The following is a 12,433-nucleotide window of genomic DNA, read 5'->3' as shown; positions in this document are numbered from 1 at the left end:
TCCGCCTCAATTGCCCTCGAAGACCGGTTTCTGCTTGGCGGCGAAGGCCTCGAAGGCGCGCCGGTAGTCCTCGGTCTTCATGCAAACGGCCTGGGCCATGGCCTCGGCCTCGATCGCCTGGTCGACCGACATGTCCCACTCCATGTGGAGCATGCGCTTGGTGACCGAGTTGGCGAAGGTGGGTCCGGCCGACAGCGTGTCGGCAAGCGCGCGGGCCTGCTCGAGCACCGCATCCGGCTCGACCAGGCGGTTGAAGAACCCCCAGCGCTCGGCCTCCTCGCCGCCCATGACGCGGCCGGTGTACAGCAGGTCGGAGGCACGCCCCTGGCCGATGATCCTCGGCAGGATGGCGCAGGCGCCCATGTCGCAACCGGCAAGGCCGACCTTGTTGAAGAGGAAGGCGACCTTGGCGCCGGCCGTGCCGATGCGCAGGTCGGAGGCCATGGCGATGATCGCGCCCGCCCCCACGCACACGCCGTCGATGGCGGCGACGATCGGCTGCGGGCAGGCGCGCATCGCCTTGACCAGTTCGCCGGTCATGCGGGTGAACTGCATGATGCCGGGCATGTCGCGCGACAGCAGCGGCTCGATGATCTCGAAGACATCGCCGCCGGAGCAGAAATTGCCGCCGGCTCCGGTGACGACCACGGTCTTCACCTCCTCCTCGAACTGCAGCGCGCGGAACATGTCGCGCAGTTCGGCATAGGACTGGAAGGTGAGCGGGTTCTTGCGCTCCGGCCGGTTCAGCGTGACGACAGCCGTCTTGCCCTCGACATCGAGGCGGAAATGGGTCGGCCGGTAGTCGCGCAGCGGCAGCGTGATCGAAAAGGTTTCCTGCGGCGCTGCGGCGGAAACGGAGGCGGCGTCAGACATTTGACGGGTCCTTGGACAATGTGGGGGAAGTCGCGGCGGTATTCTCCTGCCGCTGCGCGGAGGTGCGGGCGGACGCCTTGGCGCGGGCGAGCAGCACCATCAGCGCGTCGATGTCGACCGGCGTCAGGTCGCAGAAGAGGTCGCCGACCCAGTCGCCATGGGCATGGGCCATCGCCTCGAAGCCGGCGCGGCCGGCAGGCGTCAGGCTGACCAGCGCGGACCGCCGGTCGCCGGGCGCCGGGCGGCGCTCGACCAGACCGTCCTGGACAAGCCGCTCGACAAGGCCGGTGACATTGCCGGCCGACACCATCATGCGGCGGGAGAGTTCGCCGAGCGTCAGCCCGTCGGCGGCCTTCTCAAGTTGCGCCATCAGGTCGAAACGCGGCAGCGTGACATCGAACTCGGCCCGCAGATGCGAACGGATCTCGCTCTCGATCAGGTTGGTCAGCGTCAGGAGGCGCAGCCACAGGCGCAGTTCGGAGCGGTGATCGCCGCCGCCATGCAGCCGGGTCTCGGCATCGAGCAGGATGGACGCGGTGTCCGCGCCGGCTGAGGGGCGGTCGCTTCCGCCGTTGCGGGTCTCGTCGCTCATCTCGTCCTCACATCACCTCGCCGCCGGCAACGGCGAGCGCCTGTCCGGTAACGGACCGCGCGCCCTCCCCGGCAAGCCACACCACGGCATCGGCCACCTCGTCCGGATCGATCAGCCGCTTCTGCGGATTGTCGCGCACCATGTCGGCAATGATCTCCGCCTCCTCCCGCCCGGTCTTCTCGCGGATGCGGGCAACGCTCTCGCGCACCAGGTCGGTATCGGCAAAGCCGGGGCAGACGGCATTGACCGTGACGCCGGTCTCGGCCGTCTCCAGCGCCAGCGCGCGGGTCAGGCCGACGACCGCGTGCTTCGCCGCGACATAGGCCGACACGTAGCGGTAGCCTTTCAGGCCGGCGGTCGAGGCGACGTTGACGATGCGCCCGGAACCGGCCGCGATCATGCCGGGAAGCACGGCCTGGCAGGCCGTCACGACGCTTTCCAGATTGACCGAGAACATGCGCGAGAACTGTTCGGGCGCCGTCTTCAGGAACGGAGCGCTCTCCGCCTGCCCGGCATTGTTGACCAGTATGGAGACCCCGCCATGGCGCTCCTCCGCCTCGCGGATCGCGGCGATGAAGCCGTCGCGGTCGGTGACGTCGGCGGCCGCGAAGCCGGCGGCGCCGATCTCGCGCGCCGTCTGCTCGGCGCGCACCGCGTTGCGTCCAAGGATGGTGACGGGTGCGCCTTCGCCGATCAGCCGCCGCGCGATGGCGAGGCCGATCCCGCGCGTTCCACCTGTAACCAGAGCGTGACGGCCGTGAAACGGTCCCTGTGTCACCATGCCTCTCCCCGATGGCCAGAACGGCGTTGCATCCCGAATTATTTTAAGCTTAAAGTATCTACGAGGGGGACGCAAGCGCATCCATCGCGCATCCCGGGCGCAGGCCCCGCAAGCGGAAGCAGCGCCGGTCCGACGGGGGACCGCGACGTGCCGACAGCACCGCGGGCGACCCGCCACAGCGACACGACAGGGAAGGAACAGGTCATGCGTATCGAGGTGATCGGCGGCGGCCCGGCGGGCCTGTATTTCGCCATCCTGATGAAGAAGGCGCAGCCGACGGCGCAAATCACGGTGCACGAGCGCAACCGGGCCGACGACACGTTCGGTTTCGGCGTGGTCTTTTCCGACCAGACGCTGGAAACCTTCGAGAAGTACGACCCGGAAAGCTACAAGGCGATCACCGAGAACTTCGCCTATTGGGACGACATCGCGATCCACTACAAGGATGCGAGCTTCCGCATCGGCGGCAACGGCTTCTGCGGCTGTTCGCGGCGCACCTTGCTGCTGCTCCTGCAGGAGCGCGCCCGCCAGCTCGGCGTCGAGATGCATTTCGAGGCGGACATCGCCGGCCTGGAGCAATTCGCCGGCGCCGACCTGATCGTCGCGGCCGACGGTATCAATTCAGCCGTGCGCGAGGCGCATCGCGACCATTTCCAGCCGTCGGTGGACCTGCGGCCGAACAAGTTCACCTGGATGGGTTCGTCCAAGCCGCTCGACGCCTTCACCTTCTATTTCAAGGAGACCGAGCACGGCATCTTCATCGCCCATACCTACCAGTACGAGCCGGGCCGCTCGACCTGGGTGCTGGAGACCGACCCGGAGACCTTCGAGAAGGCCGGGATCGCGGCCATGTCGGAGCAGGAGTCCGCCGACTACATGGAGCAGATCTTCGCCGAGGAGCTGGACGGCCACAGGCTGATGATCAACCGCTCGATGTGGCGCAACTTCCCGATGATCCGCAACGCCCGCACGACGATGGGCAACGTGGTCCTGCTGGGCGATGCCAAGTCGACCGCGCATTTTTCCATCGGCTCGGGCACAAAGCTTGCCATGGAGGACGCGATCGCGCTCTACGAAAGCGTGCGGCGCACGACCAGCATCACCGCTGCACTCTCCGATTTCGAGGAGACGCGACGCGAGGAGGTCGAGAAGACCCAGCACGCGGCCGACGTGTCGCTCGTGTGGTTCGAGCACGTCAAGCGCTACTGGCACATGGACCCGGTGACCTTCGCATTCGGGGTGATGACCCGCTCCAAGGCGATCACCTATGACAATCTGGAGCTGCGCGCGCCGGAATTCGTGGCGGACGCGACCCGCGCCTTTGCGCAGAAGGTTCGCGCCTCGGGCCTCGACGTCGACGTGGAGAACCCGGTCGTGCCGGCCTTCCAGCCCTTCCGGCTGCGCGACATGCAGCTCGCCAACCGCTTCGTCGTCTCGCCGATGTGCATGTATTCGGCGGTCGAGGGAATGCCGCAGGATTTCCACCTGGTGCATTACGGATCGCGCGCCATGGGCGGCGCCGGTCTCGTCTTCACCGAGATGACCTGCGTTTCGCCCACCGCACGCATCACGACGGGCTGCACCGGCCTTTGGAACGACGAGCAGCAGGCCGCCTGGAGCCGCATCGTCGATTTCGTCCACACCCAGTCGGCGGCAAGGATCTGCCTGCAGCTCGGCCATGCGGGACGAAAAGGCGCCTCGAAGCTGATGTGGGAGGGCATGGACCGGCCGCTGCCCGCGGGCGAGGCCTGGCCGATCCTCTCCGCCTCCGCCCTGCCCTACTATCCCGAAAGCCAGACCCCGAAGGCGATGGACCGGGCCGACATGGACGCGGTCAAGGCGGACTTCGTCGCCAGCGTCAAACGGGCGATCGAATGCGGCTTCGACATGATCGAGCTGCACTGCGCCCACGGCTACCTGCTGGCCAGCTTCCTGTCGCCGGTCACCACCACACGTGACGACGAATATGGCGGGTCGATCGAGAACCGGTTGCGCTACCCGCTGGAAGTCTTCGCGGCTATGCGCGAGGCCTGGCCGAAAGACAAACCGATGTCGGTGCGCGTCTCGGCCACCGACTGGATCGCCGGCGGCATCACCGGCGACGACAGCGTCGTCATTGCCCGCGCCTTCGCGCAGGCCGGCGCCGATCTCATCGACGTGTCGACCGGCCAGACGAGCCCCGAAAGCGCGCCGGTCTATGGCCGCATGTTCCAGACCTCGTTCGCCGACCAGATCCGCAACGAGGCGGGCACTGCTACAATGGCGGTGGGGGCGATCACCTCGGCCGACCAGGCCAACACGATCCTTGCAGCCGGCCGCGCCGACCTGATCGCGCTCGGACGGCCGCATCTGGCCGACCCGGCCTTCACGCTGCGTGCGGCGGGCGATTACGGTGCCGGCGAGATCTTCGCGCCGAAGCAGTACCAGCCGGGCAAGTTCCAGCTCCTGCGCAACGCCGAACGTGCCCGCGAGGAGTTGAAGGAACTGAAGCTGAAGGCCAAGCCGAAGACGCACAACCCGGCTTTCCGCGAGGCCGCCGAATAGAACGGGTATCGAGGCGCGGGCGGCTCGCAAATCGGGTCGTCCGCCCCCAAGGGCACGGCTATCCGTCTGGTGCAACCATCGCCAGCCGGAGACAGACCATGGCCGAGCTTCGTTTCCTTGCACTCGACACCGACACCGTGCGCCACTATCAGGCAGGCGGCCTCGACGCCAATGGCCAGACACCGGAACGGAAGATTTCCGGTGGCAGCGGGGTTCCCTGCCGGCACTGCCTGCGGCAGATACCCGAAGGCACGCCCTTCCTCATCCTCGCCCACCGTCCGTTTCCGCAGGCGCAGCCCTATGCGGAGATCGGCCCGATCTTCCTGTGCGCCGACCCGTGCGAGCGGCATCCGGAAAGCGCGAGCCTGCCGGACATGTTCGCCGACATGGAGAGCCTCATCGTGCGCGGCTACGGCCACGACGAGCGGATCGTCTACGGCACCGGCGGCGTGGTCGAAACACGGGAGATCGAGGCGCGTGCGGGCGAGTTGCTGAAGCGCGACGACATCGCCTTCGTGCATCTGCGCTCGGCCCGCAACAACTGCTATCAGGGCCGTATCGAGCGGGCGTGAAAGACCTTCCACGGCAGGCCTGACAGCCTGCCGTGCAAAACGATCTAGTTCGTCTCGACGGAAATGCCCTTCTCGCCGATCCGGATATCGATACCGCTGGCGCGCTGCTGGTCCTGATAGACCTTGTAACCCAGCACACCCGCCGCCACGGCAAGGACCGCGATAATCACGTAGAGACCGTTTCGCTTCACCTGGAATTCCTTTCGTTGGGCATTTTCGCCGGGCGGCTCGCCTGGGAAGGCACCGGCCGGGCGTTTCGGGCGGCGACCGTAGTCCGATCCCGGCGAAAGGCAAAGGCGCTTCTTCGTGAGGGAAGCTGCGCGGCGACCGGGTTCGAACTTTGCGAAAACCCCGACATCACAAAAAACGGGCGGCCGAGAGGCCGCCCGAATGCGTGGTCTGGGCCGGACTGGCGCTCAGTCGACGCGGCGCACCGCACCTTCTGCGGCCGATGTCGTCAGCAGCGCATAGGCCTTGAGCGCCGTTGTGATCTTGCGGGTCCGCTTTTCCAACGGCTTCCAGGCACTCTCGCCCTTGGCTTCCATCGCGGCGCGGCGCGCGGCCATCTCCTCGTCGGAGACAACCAGATGGATGGTGCGGCCGGGGATGTCGATCTCCAGCGTGTCGCCTTCCTGGGCCAGGCCGATCTCGCCGCCTTCCGCCGCTTCCGGCGAGACATGGCCGATCGAGAGGCCCGAAGTACCACCGGAGAAGCGGCCGTCCGTGACCAGCGCGCAGGATTTTCCCAGGCCCTTCGACTTCAGGTAGCTGGTCGGATAGAGCATTTCCTGCATGCCCGGTCCGCCGCGCGGCCCCTCGTAGCGGATCAGCACCACGTCGCCGGCCACGACCTTTCCGGTCAGGATGGCGCTGACGGAGCTGTCCTGGCTTTCGAAGATGCGTACCCGGCCGGTGAATTTGAGGATCGATTCGTCGACGCCGGCGGTCTTCACGATGCAGCCGTCGCGCGCGATGTTGCCATAAAGGACGGCCAGGCCGCCATCCTGGGAGAAGGCCTTCTCCTTCGTCCGGATGACGCCCGTCTCGCGGTCGGCATCGACGCTGTCATAGCGGCAATCCTGGGAAAACGCCGTCTGCGTCGGGATGCCGGCGGGACCGGCACGGTAGAAATCGTGGACGCTGGCACTGGTCGTGCGCTTGATGTCCCAGCGGTCCAGCGCATCGGCCATGCTCGGCGAATGCACCATCGGCAGGCTCGTGTCGATGAGCCCGGCGCGGTCGAGTTCGCCGAGAATGCCCATGATGCCGCCGGCGCGGTGGACGTCTTCCATGTGCACGTCCGGCACCGAGGGAGCCACCTTGCAGAGCACCGGAACCTTGCGCGACAGCTTGTCGATGTCGGCCATGGTGAAGTCGATCTCGCCCTCGCGCGCGGCGGCCAGCAGGTGCAGCACCGTGTTGGTCGACCCGCCCATGGCGATATCGAGCGCCATCGCGTTGTGGAAGGCGGCGCGGTTGGCGATGGCGCGCGGCAGCACGCTTGCATCGTCCTGCTCGTAATGGCGGCGGGCGACATCGACAATCAGGTGGCCGGCCTCGACGAAGAGGCGCTTGCGGTCGGCATGGGTGGCGAGCGTCGAGCCGTTGCCCGGCAGCGACAGCCCGAGCGCCTCGGTCAGGCAGTTCATCGAGTTGGCGGTGAACATGCCCGAGCAGGAGCCGCAGGTCGGGCAGGCGGAACGCTCGATCGCCAGGACATCCTCTTCCGACATCTTGTCGTCGGCAGCCGCGACCATCGCGTCGACAAGGTCGAGCGCGCGCTCGGTGCCGTCGGCGAGCTTGACCTTGCCGGCCTCCATCGGCCCGCCCGAGACGAACACCGCCGGGATGTTGAGGCGCATGGCGGCCATCAGCATGCCGGGTGTGATCTTGTCGCAATTGGAGATGCAGACCATGGCGTCGGCGCAATGCGCGTTGACCATGTATTCGACGCTGTCGGCGATGATCTCGCGGGAAGGCAGCGAATAGAGCATGCCGTCATGGCCCATGGCGATGCCGTCGTCGACCGCGATGGTGTTGAACTCCTTGGCGACGCCGCCGGCCGCCTCGATCTCGCGGGCGACCAGCTGGCCAAGGTCCTTCAGGTGCACATGGCCCGGCACGAACTGGGTGAACGAATTCACCACCGCGATGATCGGCTTGCCGAAGTCGCCGTCCTTCATGCCGGTGGCGCGCCAAAGGCCGCGCGCGCCCGCCATGTTGCGTCCGTGGGTGGTGGTTCTGGAGCGGTAAGTCGGCATGCTCGCCTCGATCAGTTCGTATGACAATTATCCGGAGCATGGGGTACGGGATCGCACGCGCCGACGCAAGGAAATTGCTTAGAACAGGCCATAGTCACCGCAATGAGGCGGTCGCCGCTGCGGAAGCTCCGATGCGCCCGCGTCTCGCCGTCCTTGACAGGAGAACCCCAAGGGTAGACGGTCTGGCGTGATGGTTCCAGCCGTGCCGGCGGCAGGCTGGATGAAAAGGGAACACGGTAAGGTGTAGCCAACAGGCGCCAAGTCCGTGACTGCCCCCGCAACTGTAGGCGGAGAGCGTCCTTGACGATATCCACTGGGCCATGCCGGCCCGGGAAGGTGTCAGGATCGCGACGACCCGCAAGTCAGGAGACCTGCCATCAAGCCTCTTCAACCAACCGTCGGGAGAGACGGTCAAGGAGTGAAACACATGACGACTGGAACACAGGTTGCGGCCAAGTCCGTATCGACGCAGGCGATCCCGGCGCTCGTTGCCCTGGTACTCGGCTTTGCCATCATCTTCGTCGCGGGCCATGTGCAGGCCGGAGCGCTTCATGACGCGGCGCATGACGTGCGTCACGCCACCGGCTTCCCCTGCCACTGAGCCATGTTCACACGCATCCTGACCAGCGCCCTGTTCGCTGGCGCTGCAGCCGGGCTTATCGCGGCCCTGCTACAGCTTTATTTCGTCCAGCCCGTGCTGCTCCACGCCGAACTCTACGAGGGCGGCGACCTGGTGCATTTCGGGACTGAATCCACGGTTTCGGCCATTCAGGACCTAGGCGGCATCGACCTTGTCCGCGACGGGCTCAGCACCTTCTTCACGATGCTGGTGTATTGCGGCTACGCCCTGATGCTGGTTGCGCTGATGTCGCTTGCCGAGGCGCGCGGCGCCGTGATCTCGGCCCGCACCGGGATCGTATGGGGCATTGCCGGCTTCGTCGCGGTCCATCTTGCACCCGGCTTCACGCTGGCGCCGGAAGTTCCCGGCGTGGCGGCGGCGGACGTCTATGCACGGCAGGTCTGGTGGTTCTCCACCGTGGCTGCCACCGGCGTCGCGCTGTGGCTGATCGCTTTCGTCCGGAACTGGATCTCCTATGGCATCGCCGCGATCCTGCTGCTGGCACCGCATGTGATCGGAGCCCCGGAGCCGGAGGTCTTCACCGGACCCGTTCCGACCGAACTCGGCGCCCTGTTCGCCGCGCGCGCGTTCGGCGTCGGCATGGCCGCCTGGGCCCTGGTCGGCTGCTTTGCCGGCCATTTCTGGTCGAGCCAGACGGCAACGGAAGCCGCGCCCCGCACGGCCTGACCCCGGACAGAACGATCCCACGGCCGGGCACCGCACTTGCTTGCGATGCCCGGTCCTCTCAACGATCTTCACCTGAACGGCAGCCATGGACCGCTCCATCCCCATGCTTCTTCTCGGCCTGTTCTTCGGCGCCGGGATCGGCTTCACCGTCGCTGCGACGAACAATGTCGCCATCGACGGCCACGACCATTCGGATCCCGCGCAACACGGCGGAGCCCCGCAAGGCGGGACGCCTGCGGCAATGTCCGGCGGGCACGGCATGCATGGCCACGACAAGATGCTGTCCCTGGCCGCCGGCCCGAACGCCCCGGGGCTCGACATCGCCGTGACGCGGGATCCCGCGTCGGGATGGAACCTGCGGATCGAGGCGCGCAATTTCCGTTTCGCGCCCGAACATGCCAGCGGCGCCCATGTCGACGGCGAGGGCCACGCCCATGTCTATGTCAATGGCGCGAAGGTCGCCCGCCACTATGGCGAGTGGTTCCACATCGCCGCGCTGCCGGCGGGCGAGAACACCATCGAGGTGAGCCTGAACGCCAACGACCACCGGGCCCTTACCATCGACGGCAAGCCGCTGCGGGCGGCACATACGGTGACGGTCGAATAGGGGGATCGTCAGTTGCGCGGCAGGGCCGGGATCCGGCCCTTCAGGCAATGGCGCAGACGCCCGCAGGGACGCGCATCGACGATCCAGCCGTCCGGCAATGACAGGTAGTGGCGGCAGGTGCCGACGATATCCGCCAGATCATCCATCGGCGAGACGCCGGCAAACAGGTAGCTGGCCCGCTCCTCGCCTTGCAGCGCGAGCGCGACAGGCTCGGCGCAGGCACCCATGCAGTCGACCGATGCCAGCGCCACCGTCTCCCCCAGCCCGTCCCGGTCAAGGGCCTCGCGCAGGCTCGCAAGGAACCGCTCCGCGCCGGCGCCACCCGTTTCGGGAGCGCAGGTCGCGCAGACCACGATCCGCATCCGCTCGCCAGCGCTTTCCCGCATGGCTTCCCCCGGTTTCGCGCCGGCCGGCCGCGAGCCGGCCTCAAACGCTCAGATAGCGCTCCCGGATCGAGGCGTCCGCCTTCAGCTCGGCGCTGGTGCCCGTCCAGGCGACCTGCCCCTTTTCCACCACCACATGGCGGTCGGCAAGCGCCTCCAGCGCGTCGACATTCTTGTCGACGACGAGGATCGACTGCCCCTCGCCTTTCAGCCGGTCGAGACAGGCCCAGATCTCGGCGCGGATCAGCGGGGCGAGCCCCTCCGTCGCCTCGTCGAGGATGACGAGCTTGGGGTTGGTCATCAGCGCCCGCCCGATGGCCAGCATCTGCTGCTCGCCGCCGGACAGCTGGTTGCCCATGTTGTTCCGTCGTTCCCTCAGGCGCGGGAAGAACCCGTAGACCCGCTCCAGCGACCAGCCGGGCGTGGCGGCATGGCGGTTGGCCGAGGTTGCGACGAGATTTTCCTCCACGGAGAGCGTCGGGAAGACCTGCCGGCCTTCGGGTACCAGGCCGATGCCGGCCTGGGCGATCCGGTAGGCGGGCTGGCCGGTCATGTCCTCGCCGTCGAAACGGATACGTCCGGCGGAGGCCGCCATCATTCCCATCAGCGTGCGGATGGTGGTGGTCTTGCCCATGCCGTTGCGGCCCATGAGGGTCACCACCTCGCCCGGGCCGACGGAAAGCGTCATGCCGAACAGAACCTGGGCCGCGCCATAGGAGGCTTCCAGCCCCTCGATCTCGAGCAATGCGCTCATGTCGCAGCCTCCTCGCCCAGATAGGCCTCGCGCACCCGCGCGCTGGAGCGGATCTCTTCCGGCGTGCCGGTGGCGACGATCTGGCCGTAGACCAGCACGGAGATGCGGTCGGCGAGCGCGAAGACCGCGCTCATGTCGTGCTCGACCAGAAGCATGGCGTAGCGCCCCTTCATCGCCTGCAGAACCTCGACCAGCCGATCGGTCTCCTCCCGTCCAGTGCCGGCCATAGGTTCGTCGAGAAGCAGGAGCTTCGGCTTGCAGGCGATGGCGATGGCAAGCTCCAGCGCCCGTTTCTCGCCATGCGACAGGATGCCCGCCGTTATGTCGGCGCGCTCCGCAAGGCCCAGCTCGGCAAGGCACTGGCCGGCGCGCTCGTTGAGATCGCGGTCGCGGGAGACATTGCGCAGGAAGCGGAAGGAATGCCCGGCCCTTGCCTGCAAGGCCAGCGCCACGTTTTCCCGCGCGGTGAAGGCCGGCAGGATCTCGGTGATCTGGAAGGAGCGGGCAAGACCCGCGCGGGCGCGGGCATGCATCGGCAGCGCCGTGACATCGCGCCCGTCGAAGCGCACGTGCCCGCCATCGGGCCGCAAGGCACCGGAGATCTGGCCGATCAAGGTGGTCTTGCCGGCACCGTTCGGGCCGATCACGGCGTGGATCTCGCCGGGCCGGACATCGAGCGACACATGGTCGGTCACCTTGAGCGCGCCATAGGCCTTGGTCAGGTCGTCGAGCTGGAGGATCGGCTCAGTCATTCTTGCGGCCTCCCGGGATCAGCGCCATCAGTCCGCCCTTGCCGAAGAGGACAACGAGGACGAGGAAGGGTCCGAAGATCAGCCGCCAATGCTCGGTGACATGCGACAGCAGCTCCTCGAGCACGAGGAAACTGGCCGCGCCGACAATGCCGCCGGCAAGCGAGCCGAGACCGCCGAGCACGACCATGACGATGAGCTCGCCTGAGCGGTGCCAGGTCATGTAGGCCGGCGAGACGAATTCGGCCGCGTTGGCAAGCAGCGCCCCGGCAAGGCCGGCCATCATGCCGGCGATGACATAGGCGGCAAGCCGGTACCAGTAGGGGTCGATGCCGATGGCGCGCAGCCGCATCTCGCTCTGCTTGGCGCCCTGCAGCACCCGGCCGAAGCGCGAGGCGACGATCATGCGGGCGAGCACGTAGCAGAAGACCAGAACGCCGAGCACGACGTAGTAGAAGGTGGTGCGATCGGAGAGCATGCCGGAGCCGAGGATTTCCGTGCGGCCCCACATGGTCAGTCCGTCATCGCCGCCATAGGCGGAGAGCGAGGTGGCGGTGTAATAGGCCATCTGGCCGAAGGCCAGTGTGATCATGATGAAGTAGACACCGCGCGTCTTCAGGCAGATCGCGCCGGTGACCGCGGCGAAAAGGCCGCAGACGAGCAGGGTCACCGGCAGCGATATCGTCACGTCCCAGTAACCGTGCTCGGCCAGGATCGCGACCGAATAGGCGCCAAGGCCGAGATAGGCGGCATGGCCGAAGCTGACCAGCGCGCCGAAGCCGAGGATCAGCGACAGGCTGACGGCGGCAATGGCGAAGACCATGACGCGGATGGCGAAGAACACCATGAACGTGTCCTCGAGGCCGGCGGCCAGAACCGGCAGCAGCGCGAAAAGCGCAAAGGCCGTAAGCGCGATCAGCGTCTCGCGGGTCCAGCGCCGCGAGGCCACCACGGGAGCCGCCGCCATCCCGGCCGGGGCCTGAACGGGCGCCTGCGGGGACGTCCGGGGAG

At 67.1% G+C, this 12,433-nt stretch carries 14 protein-coding genes and 1 riboswitch; of the genes, 5 read left to right on the top strand and 9 right to left on the bottom strand.

The window, feature by feature from the left end; genetic code table 11:
* Positions 1-6 precede the first annotated feature (6 nt).
* The 3 genes from ACQY46_RS11815 to ACQY46_RS11805 are packed head-to-tail and all read right to left on the bottom strand — an operon-like array spanning position 7 to position 2,246.
* Positions 7-873, bottom strand: a complete 867-nt coding sequence (locus tag ACQY46_RS11815) for an enoyl-CoA hydratase family protein (protein WP_428696235.1) — start codon at positions 871-873, stop codon at positions 7-9.
* Positions 866-1,465, bottom strand: coding sequence for a MarR family winged helix-turn-helix transcriptional regulator (locus ACQY46_RS11810; protein WP_428696234.1), 600 nt, complete (start codon positions 1,463-1,465; stop codon positions 866-868). Before ACQY46_RS11810 ends, ACQY46_RS11815 begins: the two co-directional genes overlap by 8 nt.
* 7 nt (positions 1,466-1,472) lie before the next feature.
* Positions 1,473-2,246 (bottom strand): SDR family NAD(P)-dependent oxidoreductase, encoded by a 774-nt coding sequence (locus ACQY46_RS11805; protein ID WP_428696233.1) that lies wholly within the window; start codon positions 2,244-2,246, stop codon positions 1,473-1,475.
* 204 nt (positions 2,247-2,450) lie between these two features.
* Between ACQY46_RS11805 and ACQY46_RS11800 the strand changes: the two genes are divergently transcribed.
* Together ACQY46_RS11800 and ACQY46_RS11795 are read left to right on the top strand one after the other, a co-directional pair.
* Positions 2,451-4,790, top strand: coding sequence for a bifunctional salicylyl-CoA 5-hydroxylase/oxidoreductase (locus tag ACQY46_RS11800; protein ID WP_428700476.1), 2,340 nt, complete (start codon positions 2,451-2,453; stop codon positions 4,788-4,790).
* 98 nt (positions 4,791-4,888) lie between these two features.
* A complete protein-coding gene (locus ACQY46_RS11795) occupies positions 4,889-5,362 on the top strand; it encodes a DUF1203 domain-containing protein (RefSeq protein WP_428696232.1) in 474 nt (157 codons plus the stop codon).
* Between the two features lie 44 nt (positions 5,363-5,406).
* On the opposite strand, the gene ACQY46_RS11790 is transcribed toward ACQY46_RS11795, so the two are convergent.
* A complete protein-coding gene (locus ACQY46_RS11790; RefSeq protein ID WP_428696231.1) occupies positions 5,407-5,553 on the bottom strand; it encodes a hypothetical protein in 147 nt (48 codons plus the stop codon).
* Between the two features lie 225 nt (positions 5,554-5,778).
* Positions 5,779-7,623 carry a dihydroxy-acid dehydratase gene (gene ilvD, locus ACQY46_RS11785; protein ID WP_428696230.1) on the bottom strand — a complete coding sequence of 615 codons (1,845 nt, stop codon included), beginning with the start codon at positions 7,621-7,623 and terminating at the stop codon, positions 5,779-5,781.
* Between the two features lie 174 nt (positions 7,624-7,797).
* Positions 7,798-8,016: riboswitch (cobalamin riboswitch) on the top strand.
* Between the two features lie 34 nt (positions 8,017-8,050).
* Here ilvD and ACQY46_RS11780 point away from each other — a divergent pair.
* From ACQY46_RS11780 to ACQY46_RS11770, 3 genes are all read left to right on the top strand, one after another.
* Entirely contained in the window at positions 8,051-8,224 is a 174-nt protein-coding gene (locus tag ACQY46_RS11780; RefSeq protein WP_428696229.1) for a CbtB domain-containing protein, read from the top strand.
* Positions 8,225-8,227: 3 nt separating this feature from the next.
* A complete protein-coding gene (locus tag ACQY46_RS11775) occupies positions 8,228-8,929 on the top strand; it encodes a CbtA family protein (RefSeq protein ID WP_428696228.1) in 702 nt (233 codons plus the stop codon).
* An 85-nt stretch (positions 8,930-9,014) separates the two neighbouring features.
* On the top strand, positions 9,015-9,536 hold the full coding sequence (locus tag ACQY46_RS11770) for a hypothetical protein (RefSeq protein WP_428696227.1): 522 nt from the start codon (positions 9,015-9,017) through the stop codon (positions 9,534-9,536).
* A gap of 8 nt (positions 9,537-9,544) precedes the next feature.
* Here the strand turns inward: ACQY46_RS11770 and ACQY46_RS11765 are convergent, their stop codons facing one another.
* Genes ACQY46_RS11765 through ACQY46_RS11750 form a run of 4 tightly spaced genes read right to left on the bottom strand, consistent with a single transcriptional unit; the run spans position 9,545 to position 12,389 of the window.
* Complete coding sequence (locus tag ACQY46_RS11765) at positions 9,545-9,922, bottom strand: DUF1636 family protein (RefSeq protein ID WP_428696226.1); 378 nt, start codon at positions 9,920-9,922, stop codon at positions 9,545-9,547.
* A gap of 40 nt (positions 9,923-9,962) precedes the next feature.
* On the bottom strand, positions 9,963-10,673 hold the full coding sequence (locus ACQY46_RS11760; protein ID WP_428696225.1) for an ABC transporter ATP-binding protein: 711 nt from the start codon (positions 10,671-10,673) through the stop codon (positions 9,963-9,965).
* Positions 10,670-11,425 carry an ABC transporter ATP-binding protein gene (locus ACQY46_RS11755; RefSeq protein ID WP_428696224.1) on the bottom strand — a complete coding sequence of 252 codons (756 nt, stop codon included), beginning with the start codon at positions 11,423-11,425 and terminating at the stop codon, positions 10,670-10,672. The genes ACQY46_RS11760 and ACQY46_RS11755 overlap by 4 nt, the downstream gene beginning before the upstream one ends.
* On the bottom strand, positions 11,418-12,389 hold the full coding sequence (locus ACQY46_RS11750; protein ID WP_428696223.1) for a branched-chain amino acid ABC transporter permease: 972 nt from the start codon (positions 12,387-12,389) through the stop codon (positions 11,418-11,420). The genes ACQY46_RS11755 and ACQY46_RS11750 overlap by 8 nt, the downstream gene beginning before the upstream one ends.
* Positions 12,390-12,433: the final 44 nt, after the last annotated feature.

It is taken from the genome of Stappia sp., assembly GCF_965276915.1.
Lineage (GTDB): Bacteria > Pseudomonadota > Alphaproteobacteria > Rhizobiales > Stappiaceae > Stappia.
The sequence above is the reverse complement of the archived record's forward strand: the minus strand, read 5'-3'. Positions and strand labels throughout refer to the sequence as shown.

Coding starts and splice junctions, on each gene's coding strand:
- ACQY46_RS11815 (WP_428696235.1), bottom strand. CDS start 873: ATGTCTGACGCCGCCTCCGTTTCCGCCGCAGCGCCGCAGGAAACCTTT.
- ACQY46_RS11810 (WP_428696234.1), bottom strand. CDS start 1,465: ATGAGCGACGAGACCCGCAACGGCGGAAGCGACCGCCCCTCAGCCGGC.
- ACQY46_RS11805 (WP_428696233.1), bottom strand. CDS start 2,246: ATGGTGACACAGGGACCGTTTCACGGCCGTCACGCTCTGGTTACAGGT.
- ACQY46_RS11800 (WP_428700476.1), top strand. CDS start 2,451: ATGCGTATCGAGGTGATCGGCGGCGGCCCGGCGGGCCTGTATTTCGCC.
- ACQY46_RS11795 (WP_428696232.1), top strand. CDS start 4,889: ATGGCCGAGCTTCGTTTCCTTGCACTCGACACCGACACCGTGCGCCAC.
- ilvD (WP_428696230.1), bottom strand. CDS start 7,623: ATGCCGACTTACCGCTCCAGAACCACCACCCACGGACGCAACATGGCG.
- ACQY46_RS11780 (WP_428696229.1), top strand. CDS start 8,051: ATGACGACTGGAACACAGGTTGCGGCCAAGTCCGTATCGACGCAGGCG.
- ACQY46_RS11775 (WP_428696228.1), top strand. CDS start 8,228: ATGTTCACACGCATCCTGACCAGCGCCCTGTTCGCTGGCGCTGCAGCC.
- ACQY46_RS11770 (WP_428696227.1), top strand. CDS start 9,015: ATGGACCGCTCCATCCCCATGCTTCTTCTCGGCCTGTTCTTCGGCGCC.
- ACQY46_RS11765 (WP_428696226.1), bottom strand. CDS start 9,922: ATGCGGGAAAGCGCTGGCGAGCGGATGCGGATCGTGGTCTGCGCGACC.
- ACQY46_RS11760 (WP_428696225.1), bottom strand. CDS start 10,673: ATGAGCGCATTGCTCGAGATCGAGGGGCTGGAAGCCTCCTATGGCGCG.
- ACQY46_RS11755 (WP_428696224.1), bottom strand. CDS start 11,425: ATGACTGAGCCGATCCTCCAGCTCGACGACCTGACCAAGGCCTATGGC.
- ACQY46_RS11750 (WP_428696223.1), bottom strand. CDS start 12,389: ATGGCGGCGGCTCCCGTGGTGGCCTCGCGGCGCTGGACCCGCGAGACG.